The 19812-nt window shown below is 69.8% G+C and carries 13 protein-coding genes and 1 pseudogene; 7 read left to right on the plus strand and 7 right to left on the minus strand.

Going from position 1 to position 19812, the window contains the following annotated elements:
• The first annotated feature begins 150 nt into the window (after positions 1-150).
• Positions 151-2058 (plus strand): NACHT domain-containing protein, encoded by a 1908-nt coding sequence (locus AOM45_RS50595; RefSeq protein ID WP_156094148.1) that lies wholly within the window; start codon positions 151-153, stop codon positions 2056-2058.
• 193 nt (positions 2059-2251) lie between these two features.
• Positions 2252-2908 (plus strand): RraA family protein, encoded by a 657-nt coding sequence (locus AOM45_RS05745; protein ID WP_201779896.1) that lies wholly within the window; start codon positions 2252-2254, stop codon positions 2906-2908.
• Here the strand turns inward: AOM45_RS05745 and AOM45_RS05750 are convergent.
• Positions 2856-4013 carry a glycosyltransferase 87 family protein gene (locus AOM45_RS05750; protein ID WP_051784229.1) on the minus strand — a complete coding sequence of 386 codons (1158 nt, stop codon included), beginning with the start codon at positions 4011-4013 and terminating at the stop codon, positions 2856-2858. The genes AOM45_RS05745 and AOM45_RS05750 overlap by 53 nt on opposite strands.
• A 147-nt stretch (positions 4014-4160) precedes the next feature.
• Between AOM45_RS05750 and AOM45_RS05755 the strand changes: the two genes are divergently transcribed.
• A complete protein-coding gene (locus tag AOM45_RS05755; protein WP_030470678.1) occupies positions 4161-6494 on the plus strand; it encodes an ATP-binding protein in 2334 nt (777 codons plus the stop codon).
• A 3-nt stretch (positions 6495-6497) separates the two neighbouring features.
• On the opposite strand, the gene AOM45_RS05760 is transcribed toward AOM45_RS05755, so the two are convergent.
• Genes AOM45_RS05760 through AOM45_RS05775 form a run of 4 tightly spaced genes read right to left on the minus strand, consistent with a single transcriptional unit; the run spans position 6498 to position 11185 of the window.
• Positions 6498-7403, minus strand: a complete 906-nt coding sequence (locus tag AOM45_RS05760; protein ID WP_035912116.1) for a carbohydrate ABC transporter permease — start codon at positions 7401-7403, stop codon at positions 6498-6500.
• Complete coding sequence (locus AOM45_RS05765) at positions 7400-8695, minus strand: ABC transporter permease (protein ID WP_030470676.1); 1296 nt, start codon at positions 8693-8695, stop codon at positions 7400-7402. Before AOM45_RS05765 ends, AOM45_RS05760 begins: the two co-directional genes overlap by 4 nt.
• Positions 8692-9981: an ABC transporter substrate-binding protein gene (locus tag AOM45_RS05770; RefSeq protein ID WP_030470675.1), complete on the minus strand. Its 1290-nt coding sequence runs from the start codon at positions 9979-9981 to the stop codon at positions 8692-8694. The genes AOM45_RS05765 and AOM45_RS05770 overlap by 4 nt, the downstream gene beginning before the upstream one ends.
• Positions 9982-9994: 13 nt before the next feature.
• Positions 9995-11185 (minus strand): ABC transporter ATP-binding protein, encoded by a 1191-nt coding sequence (locus tag AOM45_RS05775; protein ID WP_030470674.1) that lies wholly within the window; start codon positions 11183-11185, stop codon positions 9995-9997.
• 133 nt (positions 11186-11318) lie between these two features.
• Here AOM45_RS05775 and AOM45_RS05780 point away from each other — a divergent pair, with 133 nt between their 5' ends.
• Positions 11319-12002 carry a response regulator transcription factor gene (locus AOM45_RS05780; protein WP_030470673.1) on the plus strand — a complete coding sequence of 228 codons (684 nt, stop codon included), beginning with the start codon at positions 11319-11321 and terminating at the stop codon, positions 12000-12002.
• Entirely contained in the window at positions 11999-13213 is a 1215-nt protein-coding gene (locus AOM45_RS05785) for a sensor histidine kinase (RefSeq protein ID WP_030470672.1), read from the plus strand. The genes AOM45_RS05780 and AOM45_RS05785 overlap by 4 nt, the downstream gene beginning before the upstream one ends.
• On the opposite strand, the pseudogene AOM45_RS05790 reads toward AOM45_RS05785, so the two are convergent.
• Positions 13204-14853, minus strand: a pseudogene (locus AOM45_RS05790) (glycoside hydrolase family 15 protein); the annotation flags it as partial. The gene AOM45_RS05785 and the pseudogene AOM45_RS05790 sit on opposite strands and share 10 nt — an antisense overlap.
• A 205-nt stretch (positions 14854-15058) precedes the next feature.
• Here AOM45_RS05790 and AOM45_RS05795 point away from each other — a divergent pair.
• Together AOM45_RS05795 and AOM45_RS05800 are read left to right on the plus strand one after the other, a co-directional pair.
• Positions 15059-16522, plus strand: coding sequence for a sigma-70 family RNA polymerase sigma factor (locus AOM45_RS05795; protein WP_030470670.1), 1464 nt, complete (start codon positions 15059-15061; stop codon positions 16520-16522).
• A 55-nt stretch (positions 16523-16577) separates the two neighbouring features.
• The gene (locus tag AOM45_RS05800; protein WP_030470669.1) at positions 16578-17051 is read left to right on the plus strand and encodes a hypothetical protein; all 474 of its coding nucleotides are present in this window, start codon (positions 16578-16580) and stop codon (positions 17049-17051) included.
• Here the strand turns inward: AOM45_RS05800 and AOM45_RS05805 are convergent.
• A complete protein-coding gene (locus AOM45_RS05805) occupies positions 17037-19754 on the minus strand; it encodes an AfsR/SARP family transcriptional regulator (RefSeq protein ID WP_051784227.1) in 2718 nt (905 codons plus the stop codon). The genes AOM45_RS05800 and AOM45_RS05805 overlap by 15 nt on opposite strands.
• Positions 19755-19812 lie beyond the last annotated feature (58 nt).

Below are 19812 nucleotides of genomic sequence, written 5' to 3' on the forward strand. Positions count from 1 at the left end.
GCAACTGAGACGGTCCAGCTGCCCGCCTGGTCAGATCCACTCGTGTGGGGTGCGCTTCTCCTGCTAGTGCTCGGTGCTGTCGTGCTTGAGGTGCGGCACGCGCCATCTCCGCACACGGACGAGACGAGTGACCGCGATCGTCTGCAGGACGTGGCCGACAGGCTCCGTGAGACGGTCACGACCCAGTGGCGTTTCGAAGAGGAACGCCGGCGTCTGCACGACCCGTTCCCGCTGACCCTGAGGTGGAAGAACGCGTGTGAGAGCCTGATCGACCACTGGTCCAACATCCGCAGGCTGCCGAGCGGGAAGGCCGGTGGTGCGCTCAACCTGGCCGGAGAGCTGGGCAAGATCAGCGAGATCTACCGGCGCGTCCCCTCGGGCAGGCTCGTGGTTCTCGGTGCCGCCGGTTCCGGCAAGTCGGTACTCCTGCTGAACCTGGTGCTGGACCTGTTGACCTGCCGCCGGGTGACCGAGCCCGTCCCGGTCATGTTCAACCTGATTTCGTGGAACCCTGGCACGACGTCGTTCCGCGGCTGGCTCGTCGACCAACTCGTGCGGGACCACCCGTGGCTGTGCAAGACGGGGATCAGGACGGAAAACCTCGCCGCCGAACTCGTGGACCGGCGCAAGATCCTTCCGGTGCTCGACGGCTTCGACGAGATGGCTGCCGGACTGCACGCCGCGGCGCTGGAGGCGTTGAACCGCAACCAGATGCCGCTGGTCCTCGCGAGCAGGCGAGACGAGTTCGCCGCGACGGTCCGGTCGGCCGACGTGCTCTCGGCTGCCGCTGCGATCGAGATGTCCGAACTGAAGCCGAGCGATGTGGCCGCATACCTTCCCCGAACCGCGGCACAACGATCGGCGCCCGCGGGTGGATCGGACTGGGACGCGGTGCTCACCGAGCTGCGCGAACACCCGACCGACGAAGCCGCGGAGAACCTGGCGGCGGTCCTGTCGACACCTCTGATGGTCGGGCTCGCCCGCACCATCTACAGCGACGCCCCGGACAAGAACCCCAAGGAGCTGCTCGACACCGACGTCTTCCGGTCGCCTGAGGCGGTCCGAACGCACCTGCTCGACGCGTTCCTGCCGGCTGCGTTCCGCCAGCCGCCGCGCCGGCGCTCGGCCGGGGCCCGGATCGCCGGACGGTACACGGCGGACGACGCGAAGAGGTGGTTGACGCACCTCGCCGGCAGCCGCCACCAAGAGATCGCCTGGTGGCGCCTGAGCAACGGCGTCGCCCCCGTCACCGCGACGGTTCTCTACGTCGCGATCTTCGCGGCCGTCTTCGGTTGCCTGTTCAGCTTCGAGGCCGCGCTCGTGCTGACGGCGGCGTGCACAGCGCGGTTCGTGTACATCGCAGCGCGGTCGCTTCCGCCTGCGCAAGCGTACTTCCAGGTGCGAGATCTCGCGGTCGCGCTGAAGCAGGAAGCCTTGAGGGGTGTGCGGGGAAAGTTCGTCGAGGGGCTCCTGTTCGGTGGGGTGGTCGGCGCCGGGCTCGGCCTGATCGCCGCACTGAAGTCGCTTGCCGCCGGTGCCGCGATCGGGTTGGCGAGCTGCCTCACCGGCACCTTGATCTACGTGGTCGCCGTCCTGCGGCCCAGAATCCTCAGCAGGTCCGTCAACACCAGATCGGCGCCCTGCCCGATCGAGATGATCGCCGACGACCGCAAGTGCGCCCTCGTCCGGTCGGTGGTGTGCGGCCTCGCCGCGAGCGTGCCGACCCTGGGACTCTTCGACGTCCGGCGCGCCGCGGAGATGGCGTTCGCCGTCACGATCCTCTTCGCGCTCAGCGAGACCGCCTGGGGTCGCTGGGTCGTGATCGTGAGGTTCTGGCTCCCGCTGACCAGGCGCCTGCCTTGGAGGTTGAACGCGTTCCTCGACGAGGCCTGTGATCGGGCGGTGTTGCGCCAGAGCGGCGCGGTCTACGAGTTCCGCCACCTCGCGCTGCGGGACAATCTGACGACGGACTCGTCCCGGCGCGGGCTCATCGCAGATGAACCAGCACCACTCCGTCGTTGTCCGGAGCCACCTCCACCCGCCGGTAGAGCTTCTTGACGTGCGGCTGTCTCAACAACACGATCCGCTTGCTCCATCCGCGTGAACGGCCATTTCAGTCATCTGAACGTCCTATGTAGAGCTTGCGACCCGTGGGGGCGTTGCAGTGACTACGATGTCGTACGCCGTTCCAGCGCCCGGCCGAGTACCGGATGTCAGAGCACGCACCCACCGAGGCAAGGGGATCGCGCCCGTGAACGATCTGCTCGAACGGTTCCTCGCCGTCGACACGACCGCCATCTGCGACGCCGACCGCACCACGCGGGTTCTGCACAGCGCGATCCGCCCGAGGTCCGCGACGACGCGCGTCTTCGGGCCCGCGTTCACCGTGCGCTGCCGGGAGGACTTCCTCGCGGTGCTGCGCGCGGTCGAGACCGCCGAAGCCGGCGCGGTGATCGTCGTCGACGGCGGGGCGCGCGAGACCGCGCTCGGTGGCGAGATGTTCGCGAGGGCGGCGTTGGTGCGGGGGCTCGGCGGCATCGTCGTGGACGGCGGCTACCGGGACATGTCCTACGTCGCGGGCTGCGAGCTCCCCGTCTACAGCCGGTTCGTCACGCCGCGCGCGGGCACGGCGTCACAGCTCGGGGAACTGCAGGTTCCGGTGATGTGCGGTGGAGTCGTGGTCAGTCCCGGTGACCTGGTGCTCGGCGACGCCGAAGGTCTCGTCGTGCTGGACCCGCAGCGGGCCGGGGCCGTTCTCGACGCCGCGCTGGCCGTCAAGAACACCGAGCACGAGGTCGTCGAGATGCTCGACGGCGGATCGACGCTGAGCGACGCGTTCAACCTCGCCGATCACGTCAACGCGCTGCAGCGGGGAGAACAGTCGGTGTTGCGCGCTCTTGTGGACTGACCGCGCGCACCGCGAGCACGCCCAGCGCCGCCACGGTCAGCCACACGAAGGTGTCGAACTCGTGCAGCCGCGTCACGAACACCAGGAACACCGCGGCGAACGCGGGCCAGGCGGTGCCGCGCAGGGCGAGGAACACCAGCACCGGCACGCACCACACCCAGTGGTGCAGCCACGACACCGGTGAGGCCAGCAGTCCGGCGGCCGCGATCACGAACAACGCCACCAGGTCGTCGCGGGTGCGCCGGGCCACGAACACCGCGAGCGCCACCACCGCCGCGGCCAGTGCCGCCCACAGCAGCGTTTCGACGCCCGGCGCCAGGCCCAGGTCGCGCACGAGCCCGCGGATCGACTGGTTCGTCGACAACGACATGTCGCCGATCCGGTCGGGGTTCAGCAGCGAGTGGAACCAGTACTGCACCGAATCCCTTGGCGCGATGAGGAAACCAACGACGGCGAGGCCCATGAACGTGGCCGCGGACTTGATCGCCGCCCGCCAGTCGCGTTTGACGAGGAAGTACAGCACGAAGATCGCGGGCGTCAGCTTGATCGCCGCGGCGACGCCGACCAGCACACCGCGGAAGCGCCGGTCCGTCACCAGCAGGCAGTCGGTCACCACCAGGGCCAGCAGGAACAGGTTGACCTGGCCGTAGCCGAACGTCCCCCACACCGGGTCCAGCGCCAGCGCGCCGATCGCGGCGAGCAGGCCGGCCGTCCACCTGAGATCGGGACGCACCTTGCCCGCCACCACCACGCACACCGCGGTCAGCGCGATGAAACCGAACGCCACCATCAGCAGGGTGTGCGCGCTCTGCGGCACGATGGTCAACCCGCTGAACATCACCGCGGCGATCGGCGGGTACGTGAACGGGAGCTGCGGGTCGAGCGGCGGACCGGTGAAACCGACGTACAGCGGCCTGCCCTCGAGCCAGGCGAGGCCGCCGAGGCGGTACACGTCCAGGTCGATCGGGTAGTGACCGGACCAGGTCACGAGCAGCCACACCAGCGCGGCAGACCACAGCGCACCGGCAACCCGGTGGCTTTTCGCGAGACGAATCAGTTTGTGCGGAACTTCGTCGGTCGTCCGCATCGGTGAAGCGATGGACACGCTTTCGAAATTATTGACACTCGAACGTGTTCACCTTGCTGAACAACCGGCAGAACTACCGGCAGAATTGCTCTTGCCTGCAACGACGGGCTTCGTCAGACGTCTCTTCATACGCATGACGTGCTTGAGCGGACAGGGGGCGCAAGGGTGAGCACAACAGCGTTCGGGGACTTTCTTCGTTTCTACCGTTCCCGTGTTCCGCTGACCCAGGAAGAGCTCGCGGAACACACCGGGCTGAGCACGCGGGCGATCAGCGACATGGAACGCGGCCGCACGCTCAGCCCGCAGTTCCGCACCGTGCAACTGCTCGTGCGGGGGCTCGGGCTGTCCGAGGACGAGGCGGCGGAGTTCACCGCGCTCGCCCGCGCGAGCAGGGTGTCCGCGGCGCAGGAGCGGCCGGACTTCCCGTTCACCGCGCCGTCCTCGTCGCTGCCGCCGGTGCTCATCGAGCTCACCGGCAGGGAGGCCGAGCGGCAGGTCCTGGAGGGATTCGCCGAGGACGCGGCGTCGTCGTCGCGGTTGCAGATCGCGGTGATCAACGGTGCTCCCGGTGCCGGCAAGACCGCGCTCGCAGTCGACGCGGGACACCGGCTGGGCGCGCGGTTCGCCGACGGCTGCGTGTTCCTCGACCTGCGCGGCACCGACACCGAACCGCTGAGCCCGGACCGGGCCGCGCACCGGCTGCTGCGCTCGTTCGGTGTGGACGAACGGCAGATCCCCTCCGACCCGGACGACAAGCTGTCGCTGTACCGGTCTCAGTTGCGTGACCGGACGGTGTTGCTGGTGCTGGACAACGCCGCGAACGAGGCGCAGGTGCGGCCGCTGCTCGCGTCCAGCCCCGGCACGCTGGTGCTCGTGACCAGCCGAAGAACCCTCACCGGCCTCGACGCGCGGCACCGGCTGGCACTGGACCTGTTGCCGCTGGACCGTTCCGTCGCCCTGCTGCGCATCGTCGCGGGCCCCGAACGCCTGGCGGAGGAGACCGAGGCGGCCGTCCGGGTCGCGGAGCTGTGCGGCGGCCTGCCGCTCGCGTTGCTCATCGCGGGCCACCGGCTGGCGAGCAGACCACAGTGGACGGTCGGTCACCTCGCGGAGCAGCTGGAGGACGAACGGCGCAGGCTGTCCGTGCTGCGCGCCGGAGACCTCCAGGTGCGCGCGGCGTTCGAGATCTCCTACCACCAGCTGAGTGCCGGTGCGGCGTCGTTGTTCCGCAGGCTCGCGCTGATCCCCGGACCGGACACGAGCGAGGACGTCGCCGCGGTGCTCACCGACCTCCCCCAGGAGGCGTTGGAGGAGCTCGCCGACGCGAGCCTGCTCGGCATCGGCGAGACGCCCGGCCGGTACACGCGCCACGACCTGCTGCACGTGTTCGCCGCCGAACGCCTGGAACTGGACGAGGACCCGGACGTCGTCGCCGAACTGCGGACGCGGCTGCGGCACTGGCTGCTCGACGTCGCCACCAGGGCCGCGCGGTTCTTCGACCACGACGTGCCGGCCGAGAGCGCGGGTCCGGTGCGCGACAAGGAGTCCGCGGCCCGGTGGCTCGAGCTGGAGCTGGAGAACTGGCGTGGCGCACTGCGTTCGGCGGTGGCGGCGAACGAACACGAGCGCGTTCTCGCGCTGGCACAGGCGATGCACTGGTACTCGGACATGCACGGCGTCGGCGAGCTGTGGCGCGAGGTCTTCGGCGCGGGTGCGGACGCGGCACGGTGGCTGGGCAACGCGAGGGACGCCGCGGAGCAGCTGAACTACCTGTCGTGGGCGCTGTACGCGTTGTGCGGGCAGCCGCACGAGGCGCTGGCCGTGCACGAGGAGGCGGCGGCGGTCCCGCTCGACGACACCGTCACCGAAGCCTGGACCTGGTACTACGGCTCGGCGATCCGGCGGCGGGTCGGCGAACCGGAGAAGGCCGTGCGGCTCGGACGCCGGTCCGTCGAGCTGTTCGAGCGCGCCGGTTACCTGATCGGCGAGAACCTGGCGCTCTCGTTGCTCGGCCTGATGCTGCGCACCGCCGGCGAGCTCGACGAGGCCGTGGAGGTGCAGCAGCGCAGCGTGGACCAGCACCGCAAGGTCGGCGGCGACGACGAACTGCTGTCGATGCTGCTGATCCGGCTCGCCACGAGCGTGGCGGCCACGGGCGACGTCCCGGCCGCGCTGGAGTTGCTCGACGAGGCGGAGTCGCTGTTCCGCGAACACGGCACCACCGCCGGAGTAGCGCGGGTACGGCACCACCGTGGCCTGCTGCTGATGGACGCCGGACGGTTCGACGAGGCACGCGACCAGCTGCTGGCGGCACTGGACGAGGCACGGCTGTCCGACCAGCGCGTGGAGATCATGGCGCGGCTGGCCGACCTGGCGGACGCCGCCGGGGATTCCGCGCAGGCCAGGGAGTTCCGGGTGCGGGCGCTGGCCGAGTGCGACCGCTACGACACGCCCGCGGTGCGCGGGACGGCCGCGGCGTTGATCACCGCACTCGGCTGACGGTCACTTCGTCGATCCCGCCAGCACCCCCTGCACGAAGTACTTCTGGAACAGCAGGAACACCGCCAGCGGCACGATCATCGACAGGAACGCGCCCGTCGACAGCATGTCGATGTTGGTGCCGAACTGGCGCAGCTGGGCCCGCAGCGCCACGGTGATCGGCGCCGAGTCCTGGTCCGCGAACACCAGCGCCACCAGCAGGTCGTTCCACACCCAGAGGAACTGAAAGATCGTCAGCGACGCGATCGCCGGCTTGGCCACCGGCAGCACGACCCGCTTGAAGATCACCCACTCCGTCGCGCCGTCCATCCTTGCGGCCTCGATCAGGTCGCGCGGGATGCCCGTGAAGAAGTTGCGCAGCAGGAAGATGGCGAACGGCAGGCCGAACGCCACGTGGAACAGCACGACGCCGGTGATCGTGCCGAACAGGCCGAACGCGCCGAACAGCTTCGCCACCGGGATCAGCGCGACCTGGATCGGCATCACCAGCAGCCCGACCACCACCACGGTGAGCGTCTCGCGGCCGGGGAAGTCGATCCACGACAACGCGTACGAGGCCAACGACGCCATGACGACGACCAGGGCCGTGGCGGGAACCGCGATGTAGAAGGTGTTGAGGAACGACTGCCACACCGCCTGGTTCGCGACGAGCTCGGCGTAGTTGTCCAGTGTCAGCTCGGCGGGTTTGGTGAACACGGTCCACCAGCCGCTCGAGGTGTTGGCCGCCTCGTCGCGCAACGACGCGATCAGCAGGCCGAACACCGGAACCAGCCAGAACACCGCCACCACCGCGAGCAGCACCTGCACGAACCCGTTGCCGAGCCGCCCGACCGCCCGCGACACCACTCCTCGCCGCGGCGCGCCGGACACCGGCACGTCGATGCGGACCTCTTCGGCTACCAGTGTCACGACCGCTCCCGTCGGAATCTGCGGATGTTGAACAACATCGCGGGGGCGACCAGCAGGAACAGGATCACCGCGAGCGCACTGCCGGCACCCTGGTCACCGCCGGTGCCGAACGAGACCTGCCACATCTGCAGGGCCAGCACGTTGGCCTCCTCCTGCACGGAACCCGGCGCGATGACGAAGACCAGCTCGAAGATCTTCAGCACGTTGATCACCAGCGTCACGAAGACCACGAGCAGCACCGGCGACAGCAACGGGATGGTGACGCGGCGGAAGACCTGCCACTCCGTCGCGCCGTCGACCCGCGCGGCCTCCAGCGCGTCACGGGGAATCGCCGAGAGTCCCGCGGCGATGAACGTGATCGCGAACCCGGTCATGATCCAGATCCAGGACGAGATGATCACCGGGGTGATCAGCGACGGCCCGAGCCACGTCAGACCGCGGAACGGCAGCGTGAAGTTCGACGACGGCAGGCGCACCACGACCTCACCCCTCGCCAGGTCGGGGAACGTGAACCTGCCGTCGTCGCCGGTCGTCGTGCGGGCGACGACCTTCCCCTCTCGCACGGCCTCCACCGCGACGCCCGGCAGGCCGCGCTCCGTCGGGTCGACCGATCCGGCCTTGCCGCCGACTGACACGTCGAGCCACACCACGCCGCGCAGTTCGCCGTCGCCCGCGCTCGGCACGGACGCCGGGAGTGCCTGCGCGGGCACGTCCTGCGGGGAGAAACCGATGAGCGGCAACGTGATCACCTCGCCCGCCCGGGAGGGCCGCGCCGCGGTGAAGCCCGCTTCCGTTGCGGCGTAACCCTCACGCGGCCGGGCGCCCGGGTACTGCGAGGCGGGGCTGAACACGTCGTGCACGCCGACCGCGGCCGCGTTGACGATGCCCTGGTTCGGGTCTTCCTCGTAGACGAGCCGGAAGATGATGCCGGAGGCGAACAGCGAGATCGCCATCGGCATGAACAGCACCAGCCGGAACGCGGTGGCCCACCTGATGCGTTCGGTGAGCACGGCGAAGATCAGGCCCAGGCCGGTGACGGCCGCCGGGGCGACCACCACCCAGATCACGTTGTTGCGGAACGCGGTGAGCGTGCGCGGGTCGGTGAACGTGTCGACGTAGTTGCTCAGGCCGACGAACTCGTCACCCCTGGCGTCGAAGAAGCTGCGGATCAGCGAGTACACCAACGGGTACAGCACGAGCGCCGCGAGCACGACCAGCGCGGGCAGCAGGAACGGGATCGCCTGCCGGGGCGAGCGCCCCGGCGCGGCGTCCACGTTCGTCCGAAGCCTCATTTGCCGTAGGCCTTGACGGCGTTGGCTTCCAGCCGCTGCATGATGCCGTCGACGTTCTTCGGGTCGGCGAGGAAGTCCTGGAGGTCCTTCCACTCCCCCGCCCCCTTCGTGCCGCCGAACGCGGCGGGCGCGAGGTCGGACATGTCGAACCGGACGTTGTCGCCCGCGTCGACGACCCGCTTGGCGAGGTCCTTGGTCACGTCGTCGGGGTAGGCGGAGGACGGGATGTCCTTGTTGGGCGAGAGGAACCCGCCGAGACCCGCCCAGATCTGACCGGACTCCGGCGAGGCGAGGAACTTCATCAGCTCGGTGGTCGCCTTGTCGTCCTTGAACTGCACGGCCATGTCACCGCCGGCGACGACCGCGTCCTTGCTGCCCGCGACCGACGGGAACGGGAAGAACTTGGCGTCCTGGCCGACCTTCGCCTTGGTGTTCGTGGAGATCACGCTGGCGACGAAGTCCGCCTCGAACACCATCGCGGCCGTCGGGGGCTCACCGAAGACGTTGATCACCGACTTGGGGAACTCGGTCTGCAGCGCGCCACCGGCGACGAGCGTCGGCTCGCCCCACAGCTTCGCCAGTTCCTCCAACGCCTTGCGCACGCTGGGATCGGTCCACGGGATCTCGTGCTTCGCGAGCTTGTCGTAGTTCTCGGGGCCCGCGGTGCGCAGGTAGACGTTCTCGAACCAGTCGGTGAGCGTCCAGCCGTCCGCGCCGCCGACCGCCACCGCGGCCAGACCGGTCTCGGAGATCGCCTTGCTGGTCTTGACCAGGTCGTCCCACGTCGCCGGCGGGGTCGCGCCGACCTGCTTGAAGGCCTTCTCGCTGTACCAGAACGCGGACTTGTTGGCGGTCTTGAAGGTGAAGCCGTAGAGCTTGCCGTCGACGCTGCCGAGCTTCTTCCACACCGCCGCGTTGTGGTCGGTGACGGCCTTCTCGACGTCCGCGTTCACGGGCTTCAACGCGTTGGCCTTGGCGAACTGGGCGACGAGTCCGGGCTGGGCGATCAAGGCGACGTTCGGTGGTGTGCCGCCCGAGATTCTGGTCTGCAGCACCGTGGGCAGCTCGTCGCCGGCGGGTGTGTACTTCACCTCGGCGCCGGTCTTCGACGTGAACTCCGCCAGCACCTTCTCGAAGTTCTTCTGCTCGTCACCGGTCCAGGGGCCGACCACCTCGACGGTCTGGCCCTTGAGGTCCTGGGCGCTGGTTCCCGCCGCACCTCCCGAGCACGCACCCGTTCCTGCGGCTGCGGCGAGCGCGAGCAACGCGATGAACTGCTTCCTCATCGAAGCGTCTCCTCTACTTCCAGATCGAGGACCCGGTGGCCGGGTCGAAGAAGTGCAGCCGGGAGGTGTCCACCCAGGCGGCGACGGGTTGTCCTTCGTAGATGCGGGTGCGCGGGCTGAACCGTCCTACCAGGACGGTCCCCTTGCTGGTCTTGGGCAGGTCGTCGGTGCCGGCGTCCTGCGCGAGCTCACGGGTGTCGTCGGTGACCACGGGCGGCACGTCGACCGGGAAGTGCACGAGGACGTCCGAGCCCATGGCCTCGACGAGGTCGGCGACGGAGTGCAGAATCTCGCCCTCGCGGGCGTCGGCCAGGGCCGTGTCCTCCATGTCCTCGGGCCGGATGCCGACCACGACGTCGCGGCCGACGTACTGCCGCAGCGCCGGACGTTGGCGCAGCACGGACTCCGGCAGCAGCAGGGCGTCCGAATTGAGCGACACCCAGAAGCGGCCGTCGTTCTCCTCCAGCCGCGCGGACACGAGGTTCATGCCCGGCGAGCCGATGAACCCGGCCACGAACAGGTTCACCGGACGGTCGTAGAGCTCCTGCGGCGGCCCGACCTGTTGCAGCACACCGCGGCGCATGACGGCCACGCGGTCGCCGAGCGTCATGGCCTCGGTCTGGTCGTGGGTGACGTACACGGTCGTCACGCCGATCTCACGCTGGATGCGGGCGATCTGCGCCCGCATCTGCACCCGCAGCTTGGCGTCCAGATTGGACAGCGGCTCGTCCATCAGGAATGCCTGGGGCGCCCGCACGATGGCCCGGCCCATCGCGACGCGCTGCCGCTGACCGCCGGAGAGGTTGCGGGGCTTGCGGTCGAGGTGCTCGGTCAGTTCGAGGACCTCGGCCACCTCGCGGACCCGGTGGTCGATCTCGGACTTGGCCAGCTTGCGCAACGTGAGGCCGAACGCGATGTTGTCGTACACGTTCAGGTGCGGGTAGAGCGCGTACGACTGGAACACCATCGCCACGTCGCGGTCACGTGACGGGACGTCGTTGACGACCTGCTCGCCGATGCGGATGGTGCCCTCGGTGATCTGCTCGAGCCCCGCGATCATCCGCAGTGCCGTCGTCTTGCCGCAGCCCGACGGGCCGACGAGCACCAGGAACTCCCCGTCGCGGATGTCGAGGTTGAGGTCGGTGACCGCACGGGTGCCGTCACCGTAGGCCTTGCCCAGGCCCGTGAGAACGACTTCTGCCACGCCAACTCCCTGGTTCGGTGTGATTGCAGACCGTAGGCCCGGCCGCCCTAAGGGAGATTTAAGGACGAAACACGATCTCGATAAGCTCGCAACACCCCTCCCATCCGGCGGGTTCGCTGCTTACCCTGCGTACATGTCGAAGGTGCTGGTGGTCGAGGACGACCCGGTGGTGCAGGCGGCGCTCGTGCACGCGCTGACCGACCTCGGGCACGTCGTGCAGGCCGTCGGCACCGCGGTCGCCGCGTTGCGCGAAGCGGGCACGAACGAGCTGGACCTGGTGATTCTCGATCTCGGGCTGCCTGATCTGGACGGTGTGGCCGCCCTGCGGATGCTGCGCGGGGTCAGCAACGTGCCGGTCATCGTGGCCACCGCGAGAGGCGCCGAGAACTCCGTGGTGAGCACGTTGAACGCGGGTGCGGACGACTACATCGTGAAGCCGTTCTCCTCCGAACACCTCGCGGCGCGGATCAACGCCCTGTTGCGCCGCACGGGTGGTTCCGCCGCTCCCTCCGAGGTTGTCGTCGTGGGTGACCTCAGCGTCGATCTGGCGCAACGGTCGGCAACGCTCGGTGACTGCCCGCTCGCGTTGAGCAGGCGCGAGTTCGACCTGCTGGCGTATCTCGCGCAACGGCCGGGGCGCGTCATTTCGCGGCGGGAGCTCATTCAGGCCGTGTGGGGGCATCCGTACGTGGGTGACGACAAGACGATCGACGTCCATGCGTCGTGGCTGCGGCGCAAGCTCGGGGAGACGGCGGCGCATCCCCGTTATCTGCACACCGTCCGCGGCGTGGGGTTCAAGCTGGCGGCGCCGGAATGAGATCGGTCGTCACCCGCGCGTTGCTGCTCGCCGCAGGGTTGGTGACGGTCGTTTTCCTGGCCACGGCTGGGTTTCTGCTGTACTCGCAAGCATCGTCCAGTGCGCGGGCGGCTGATCAGCGGGACGCGGCCGTGGTCGCCGGTGTGCTCGCGGTGTCGTCCGACGCCGACGTCGTCCGCGGCACGATCGCGCGCACGACGGCGGGGGCCCAGGGGCGGCTGTCCGTGGTCCTCGCGAACGGCACGCGGCTCGGTGCGGGTGGCGGGTCCCCGGTGGTGTCCGTCGGCGGGGCGACGGTGTCGGTGGTGCCGGCGACCGTGCCGTTCCCTTACGGCGCCGTGTTCGTGGTTCTGGGCGTCGCGGCGGTGACGCTGGGGGTGGCGGTGTGGCTGGGGCATCGGCCGTTCACCCCCGTGATCGAGGCTCTGCGGGTGCTCGCCTCGTCGACCGGGCGGCGCGTGCGGTTGCGCGGGCCGCGCGAGCTGGAAGCGCTGGCGGAGTCGATCGACGCGGCCTCGGAGCGCACTTCGCAGCTGCTCGCCAAGGAGCGCGAGATGATCGCGGACGTGTCGCACCGGTTGCGCACGCCGCTGGCGGCCTTGCGGCTGGACGCCGACGCGGTGGGGTCGGGGCCCGTCGCCGACCGGATCCGCAGTGCTGTCAGCACGCTGGGACACGACGTCGACCGGATCATCCAGGCCCTGCAACCCGCGGAGGGCGAGTCCACGAGCACGTGCGACGTGGCGTCCGTGGTGGAAGCCCGGATGGCGTTCTGGTCCGCGCACGCCGCCGATCAAGGACGGGTGTGCGAGATCGACGTCGGCGAGCCGTGCTGGGTGCCGTTGTCACCCGACGCGCTGGGGGCGGTCGTGGACGCGTTGCTGGAGAACGTCTTCCGGCACACCCCCGCCGCCGCGCCCGTCGGGGTGTCGGTCGTCCGGCACGCCGGGTGGGTGACGCTGGTGGTCGAGGACGGCGGCACCGGGGTGGCCGACCCGTCCTCGGCGTTGCACCGCGGCAGCAGCGGTGGCGGGTCGACCGGGCTCGGGCTGGACATCGCCCGCGCCGCCGCCGAGGCGACGGGCGGGACGATCCACCTCGAACGCGGACGGCTGGGCGGGGCGCGCGTCCGGTTGCGGTTCTCCGAGGCCGACAGCCACCACGAGCCGGCGAGCCCGCGTGCGTGGCGGCTGTGGCACGGTCACCCCTGATCGAGAAGGCGAGCGCAGCGGATCAGGCCCAGGTGCGAGTAGGCCTGCGGGTGGTTGCCCAACGAGCGTTCGGCGATCGGGTCGTACTCCTCCGGCAGCAGTCCCGTCGGTCCCGCGAGCCTCACGAAGCTCTCGAACAACTCCTCCGCGTCCGCGCGACGGCCGACTTTCAGGTACGCCTCGATCAGCCACGTCGTGCAGAGGTGGAAGCCGCCCTCGTCGCCGGGCAGGCCGTCGTCGCGCAGGTAGCGGTACACGGTGGGGCCGCTGCGCAGGACGTCCTCGACCGCGACCACGGTGGCGTGGAATCGTTCGTCGGACGGGTCGAGCAGCCCGGACAGGCCGACGTGCAGGGACGCGGCGTCGAGGTCGGTGCCGTCGTAGGCCGTGGTGAAGGCACCGACCCCGGGGTTCCAGCCGCGGGTGAGCACGTCGTCGGCGATGGTGTCGCGCAACGCGAGCCAGCCGGGGTCGGCGGATCGGCCGAAACGGGTGCCCAGTGCGATGGCGCGGTCGAGCGTCTGCCAGCACATCACGCGGGAGTACACGCGGTGGCGCGGCAGGTCGCGTTCCTCCCAGATGCCGTGGTCCGGTTCGTTCCAGGCGAGCGTCACGGCGCGGACCATCGCGGTGACGACCTCCCAGTCGCGGTCGGCGAGGGTGCCGCGGGCCAGTGCGAGGTCGTGGACGAGGTCGGCGATCGGGCCGAACACGTCGAGCTGGACCTGCTGGTCGGCGAGGTTTCCGACGCGCACCGGGCCCGAGCCCGCGTAGCCGGGCAGGCTGTCGATCACCACTTCCGGGCCGAGGGTCGTGCCGCGGACCGTGTACAGCGGGTTCAGGTGTTCGGGCCCCGCGACGGTGGCGAGCACGCCGTGCAGCCAGTCGACGAAAGCGCTTGCCTCGTTCGTCGATCCCAGTGACACCAACGCCTGCACGGTGAGGGCGGCGTCGCGCAGCCAGCAGTAGCGGTAGTCCCAGTTGCGGATGCCGCCGATCTGTTCAGGCAGCGAGGTCGTTGCGGCGGCGAGCACGGCACCGGTGTCGCGGTGACACAACGCTCGCAACGTAAGAGCGGATCTTCGGAGGAGCTCGCGGTGAGCGGCGGGCAGGCGCAACGCCTCCACCCATTCGACCCAGTCCTCTTCGGACGGTTGGGCGCCCCACTCCAGTTCGAGCACGACAGGTGGGATGATCACCGCGGTGGCCGTGCCGTCCTCGATCTGCCAGTCCACACCGGGTGAACGCAGCTCGATCGGTGTGCCCGCCACACGAAGTCCGTCGGCGGTGAGCTCCAGCCGCACCGGGAACTGGCCAAATTCTGGACGTGGCGCGAACTCCACGACCGCGGGCACCCTTCCGTCGACCTCGCGGACGAGACCGCCGGCGAGCCGGTCCGTCACCTGCAGACCGGTCCAGCGCGTCTGCACGGTCATGCAGCCGGGTGCATACCGTTGGCCCAGCGGCAGTTGGTCTTTTCGGGGCCTGATCGAGAAATGACCTTCCCCGCCGAGGAGTTTGGCGAACAATGCAGGTGAGTCCGGTGCGGGCTGGCACAGCCACGTCACGTCCGCGTCCGGCGTGACCAGAGCGAGGGCACGGCGGTCGGAGAGCAGGCTGTGCCGTTCGATCGGTACCGCCGTGCGCACCGGGAGCTGGGTCAGGAAGTCCGTCACGGCAGGCAACGTAAGTCTGCGCCAGGGCCATCCGGCCCCAGTTGGTCAAGACTTAGGCCTGCCCTAAACCTCTTTTATTACATCAGTTTCGTATGCGTGGATTGTTCGCGTTGAGTCATCTCGATAGGGTCCGCGTATCAGTGCCGGGCATGACGTAAGGCGGCTTTCTTTGATCGGGCAGCGTGGACGACCGCCGTCGGATGCCGACCTGATCGATGCCGTCCGAGACGGCAAGGTCGAGGCGTACGGCACGCTTTACGAACGCCACAAGCGGTCCGCGAACCTTCTGGCCATGCAACTGTCCACGTCCTCCGCGGACGCCGACGATCTGGTGGCCGACGCGTTCGCCAAGGTTCTCACCGCGCTGCGGTCCGGCGGCGGCCCCGGTTCGGCGTTCCGGCCGTACCTGCTCACCGCGGTGCGTCACGCGGCGTACGACCGGACGCGCAAGGAGAAGCGGCTCGAACTGGCGGGCAACGTCGAGGAGGTCCCCGGCGCCACGAGGGCGACCAGCGTTCCCTTCCGCGACAAGGCGGTGGAGGACCTCGACCAGGAGCTGGCCGCCTCCGCGTTCGCCACGTTGCCCGAGCGGTGGCAGACCGTGTTGTGGCACACCGCGATCGAGGGCCAGTCCCCCGGTGAGATCGCGCCGCTGCTGGGGCTGACCGCGAACGGCGTGTCCGCCATGGCGTTCCGCGCCAGGGAAGGCCTGCGCAAGGCGTTCCTCCAGGCGCACGTGAACCAGGAGCCCGCGGAACGGTGCCGTGCGACGGTGACGAAGCTCGGCGCGTGGACGCGTGGCGGGCTCAAGGGGCGGGAAGCCGTCCAGCTCGACGCGCACATGGACGACTGCGCCGAATGCCGCAAGCTCGCGAGCGAACTGTCCGACGTCAACGGTGCGCTGCGCGGTCTCGTCGCGCCCATCGTGCTCGGCACGGGCACCGCCGGTTACCTGGCCGCGGCCGCGACCGCGACCAAGGGCGCGGTCACGATCAGCGCGGCGTCCTGGGTCGGGATGGCCGCCTCGGCCGCGGCGGTCGTGGTCGTCGCCGCGTCGGGCGTGGTCACCTCCGACAACCCGTCCGACACCCCCGGCGCCGCACCACCGGTCACGTCGAGCACTTCGGCGGGTGCCACCGCCCCGACCGGTTCGTCGTCCGGCGTCGGACAGACCTCCGGCAGCACGCCGACGGGCAGCGCGGCCAATACCGCCCCACCGGTCGGGTCGAGCGCGGCGAACCGGCCGGCGCCGACCATCTCGTCGGTCGCGGCCGCCGGGGAAGGCCAGCTGTCGGCGTCCGCGCCCAGCGAGATCGCCATGGCGACCGAGGGCCCTCCCAACGAGATGAACATCAGCTTCACCAACACCGGAACGGGCCCCACCACGCTGCCAACGTTGACGTTGACCATGCCCGACAAGATCAAGACTGTTGGGCCGGGCAAACTGTCCGCGGGGTTCGTGGGATGTCCGGCGGGCAAGGGCACCGTCGTCTGCGAGGGCGGCGAGACGCTGGAACCGGGCGAGACCGTCACGTTCCGGGCTCGCCTGCAGGCCGGGAACAAGGCGGGGGACGGCGTCATCACCGGCGTCGCGGGCTCCGTCGAGCTGAGCATCACGATCACCATCAAGTAGCAGGCGAATTCCACTTCGGGCAGCAAGATCTCCCCCGGCGACGCACCATGAGCGGGTGGAGGAGCTCACGGCGGCGCTGACCGAGCTGGAGGCGCCGTTCCGCACGCTCGTGGACGACTCGGAGTGGGCGCACGCGAGCATGGAGGGCCTGGTCCTCGACGTCGGCAGCTGGTGGACCGCCAACGCGCGCACGCGTCTGCAACCGCAGGTGACGTTCAGCGACGCCTTCAGCGAGGCGGCGCGTCATCAGGGTGGCGTGTACGTCGAGGGGTACGTGTGGACGGACGGCGGTCCGGTCGCCGCGGCGTGGTGCGGTCAGGGCGACGTGGTCGTGTACGGCCCACGGGCGCACGCGTACCTCGGGGTGCCGTTGTCACCGCACTTCTGCCGCAGGACGCAGCAGCGCAACGGCACGGCGGCGGTGCTGATGAGCAAGCACCCCAAGCTGTTGCCGTTGCTGCGGGACGGACTGCCGCGCGGTGCCGTGCTGCCCGGCGGCAAGCCCGGTCCGCGGTCACTCGGCGCCTAGCGCCGCGAACCTCTCTTCGGCCTCTTTCCGGTGCCGGGCCGCCTCGGCGGGGTCCGCGACCGCCTTCGCGAGGTGCCTGTGCGCGTTCGCGGCCTCACGCCGGTCGTCGATCCGTTCCGCCAGGTCGAGTGCCTCCCGCAACGGCGCCAGGGCTTCCTCGGGGCGTCCGGCCGCGGTGAGCACGTCGCCGAGGTAGTTGAGCACCACTGTCTCCGTGGTGACGTCACCGATCGCGCGCACGGCCGCGAGCGCCGAGCGCAACGCCTCCAGCGCCTCCTCGTGCCTGCCCATGGCGTGCAGGATCATGCCCAGCGCGCTCCGGGTGTCGGCCTCGTCGCGGCGGCTGCCCATCTCGCGCATCAGGGTGAGCGCCGACGTGCAGGCCTCCAGCGCCTCGTCGTAGCGGCCGAGTGCGCTGTAGATGTTGCTGACGTTGCTCATCGCCTGGGACTCGAGGTGCCGGTCGCCCAGCTCCCTGGCCACGGTGATCGCCTGTTCCAGCAGCTCCGCGGCCTCCGCGTGCCGTTCGAGGGTGCGGTACACCAGCGACAGGTTGTTCAGCGTGCCGGCGACACCCTGCAGGTCGCCCTGCTCGCGGAGCATCTCGATCGCGCGCTCGTTGTAGTAGATGGCGTCCTGGTAGCGCGCCATCTGCCAGAAGACCATCGCGTAGTTCTTCGTGGTGATCGCGAGCGCGGCCGGGTCGTCCTTCGCGGCCTCCAGCGCCAGTTCGTTGATCGTGGCCCAGTCACGGGTGTGGCCGCGCACCATGCAGAAGAACGTCATCGCGCGCGCGAGCTGCCACGTGTGTGTGCGCCAGTCACCGTCGAGAGACAGGGCCACGGCGGCGACGAGCGTCTGCCGTTCGGTCTCCAGCCACTCGACGGCGTGGTCGTAGTCGCGCAGCACGAGCCGTGACTCGGGCCGGTAGGAGATGTCGACCTCGTACTTGCGGGCCGCGGGCGACATCAGCCGGGTGGCCTGGTTCGCGGTGTCCAGGAAGTGGTCGAGCAGCCGGGTGAGCGGCTCGCGCGACGAGTCGACCCTGGACTGGGCGTACTGCCGCAGCAGGTCGTGCATCCGGTAGCGGCCGAGCGTGGTCGCCTCCAGCAGGTGCACGTCGACGAGGTCCTCGAGCATCCCGTCGCACTCCAGCAGGTCGAGCTCGCCCAGCGCGGCCGCCTGGTGGACGTCGAAATCGGTGCCGTGGTGCAGGCCGAGCAGGCCGAAGAGCCGCTGGTGTCCTGCGGGGAGCTGGCCGAACGACAACGCGAAGACCGCGTCCAGTTCGGATAATCGTCCCTCGCGCAACCGCGTCGCGAGGTGGGCGGTCGTCCAGGTGGGGCGGCTGCGCAACCGTCCGGCGGCCAGGCGCACGGCCAGCGGCAGCCTGCCGCACAGCTCCACGATCTCGTGCGCCGCCGGGTCCGTGCCGCGTTCGTCGCCCACGATCGTGGCGAACAGCTGCAACGCCTCCGCCTCGGACAGCACGTCGAGGGTGAGCGTCGACGTGCCCTCCAGCTCGACCAGCCGCGCACGTGACGTGACCAGCACCAACGAGCCGGGAACGCCGGGCAGCAGAGGCCGCACCTGGTCCGCGCTCGCCGCGTTGTCCAGCACGACCAGCAGCCGTCGCCTGGACAGCTCCGCGCGCCACAGCGAGGCCCGTTCGTCCAGGCCTACCGGGATCTCCTCCAGACCGAGCGCGCGCAGCAGCACGTCGAGCGCGTCTGTCGGCTCGACGGGCGCACGGCCCGCAGTGTGCGCGTGCAGGTCGATGAACAGCTGACCGTCCGGATATTCCAGGCGGTGTGCCAGGTGGACGGCCAGGGTCGTCTTGCCGACGCCGGGCATGCCGTCGATCGCGGAGATCACCACGGCCGACTTCCCGGTGACGGCCCTGGTCAGCCGTTCGATCTCGGCGGTGCGGCCGGTGAAGTCCGCGACGTCGCGGGGCAGTGTGTTCAGCGCGGGCCGCGGTTCGTCGCCGCGCAGCAGCCGTTCGTGCAGTTCTCGCAGGTCAGCGCCCGGATCGGTGCCCAGTTCCTCGGCCAGCAGCACGCGCAGTTCCTCGAACGCCTGCAACGCTTCCGCCGGCCGGTTCGCCCGCTGCAACGCGTGCATGAGCTGCAGCCACAGCTGTTCGCGCAACGGGAACTGCTTGGTCAGCCGCCGCAGTTCGGCGATCAGCCGTTCGCCCTGCCCCAGCTCGATGGCGAGGCGCGCGTGCTGTTCGGCGACGGTGAGCCTGCGTTCCTGCAGCAGGGTCAGCTCGGCCTCCAGGCGCGGCCCGACCGCGAGTCCGTCCAGCGCAGGGCCCCGCCACAACGCCAGCGCCTGTTCGTACCGCGAGACCGCCGCGCGGTGATCACCCTGCTTCAGCGCCTCGTCACCGGCGGCGCACAGCCGTGCGAACACGCCGACGTCGACCTCGTCGTCCGGCACCCTGAGCCGGTAACCGCCGGGTACCGTGACGAGGTCGTCCAGCACCAGCTTGCGCACGGCGGCCACGTACGTGCGGATGTTCGATTCCGGCGCCGCGGGCGGAGACTCCCACACCGCCTCAACCAGATGTTCAAAGCTGACCGTGTCGTTGGCGTGCAGTGCCAACGCTGCCAGCAGTGCCCGTTGCCGGGGTCCACCCAGCCGCAGTTCCACGCCCCCGCGCCAGATCTGCAGCGGCCCAAGAAGCCGATAGCGCACTGACCCTCCTCGGGTGGGCATCGTGCCAGACCACGGGGCGGCTGTGCGGAACATGTGC

Origin of the sequence: Lentzea aerocolonigenes (genome assembly GCF_000974445.1) — a bacterium.
GTDB classification, from domain to species: Bacteria; Actinomycetota; Actinomycetes; order Mycobacteriales; family Pseudonocardiaceae; genus Lentzea; species Lentzea aerocolonigenes.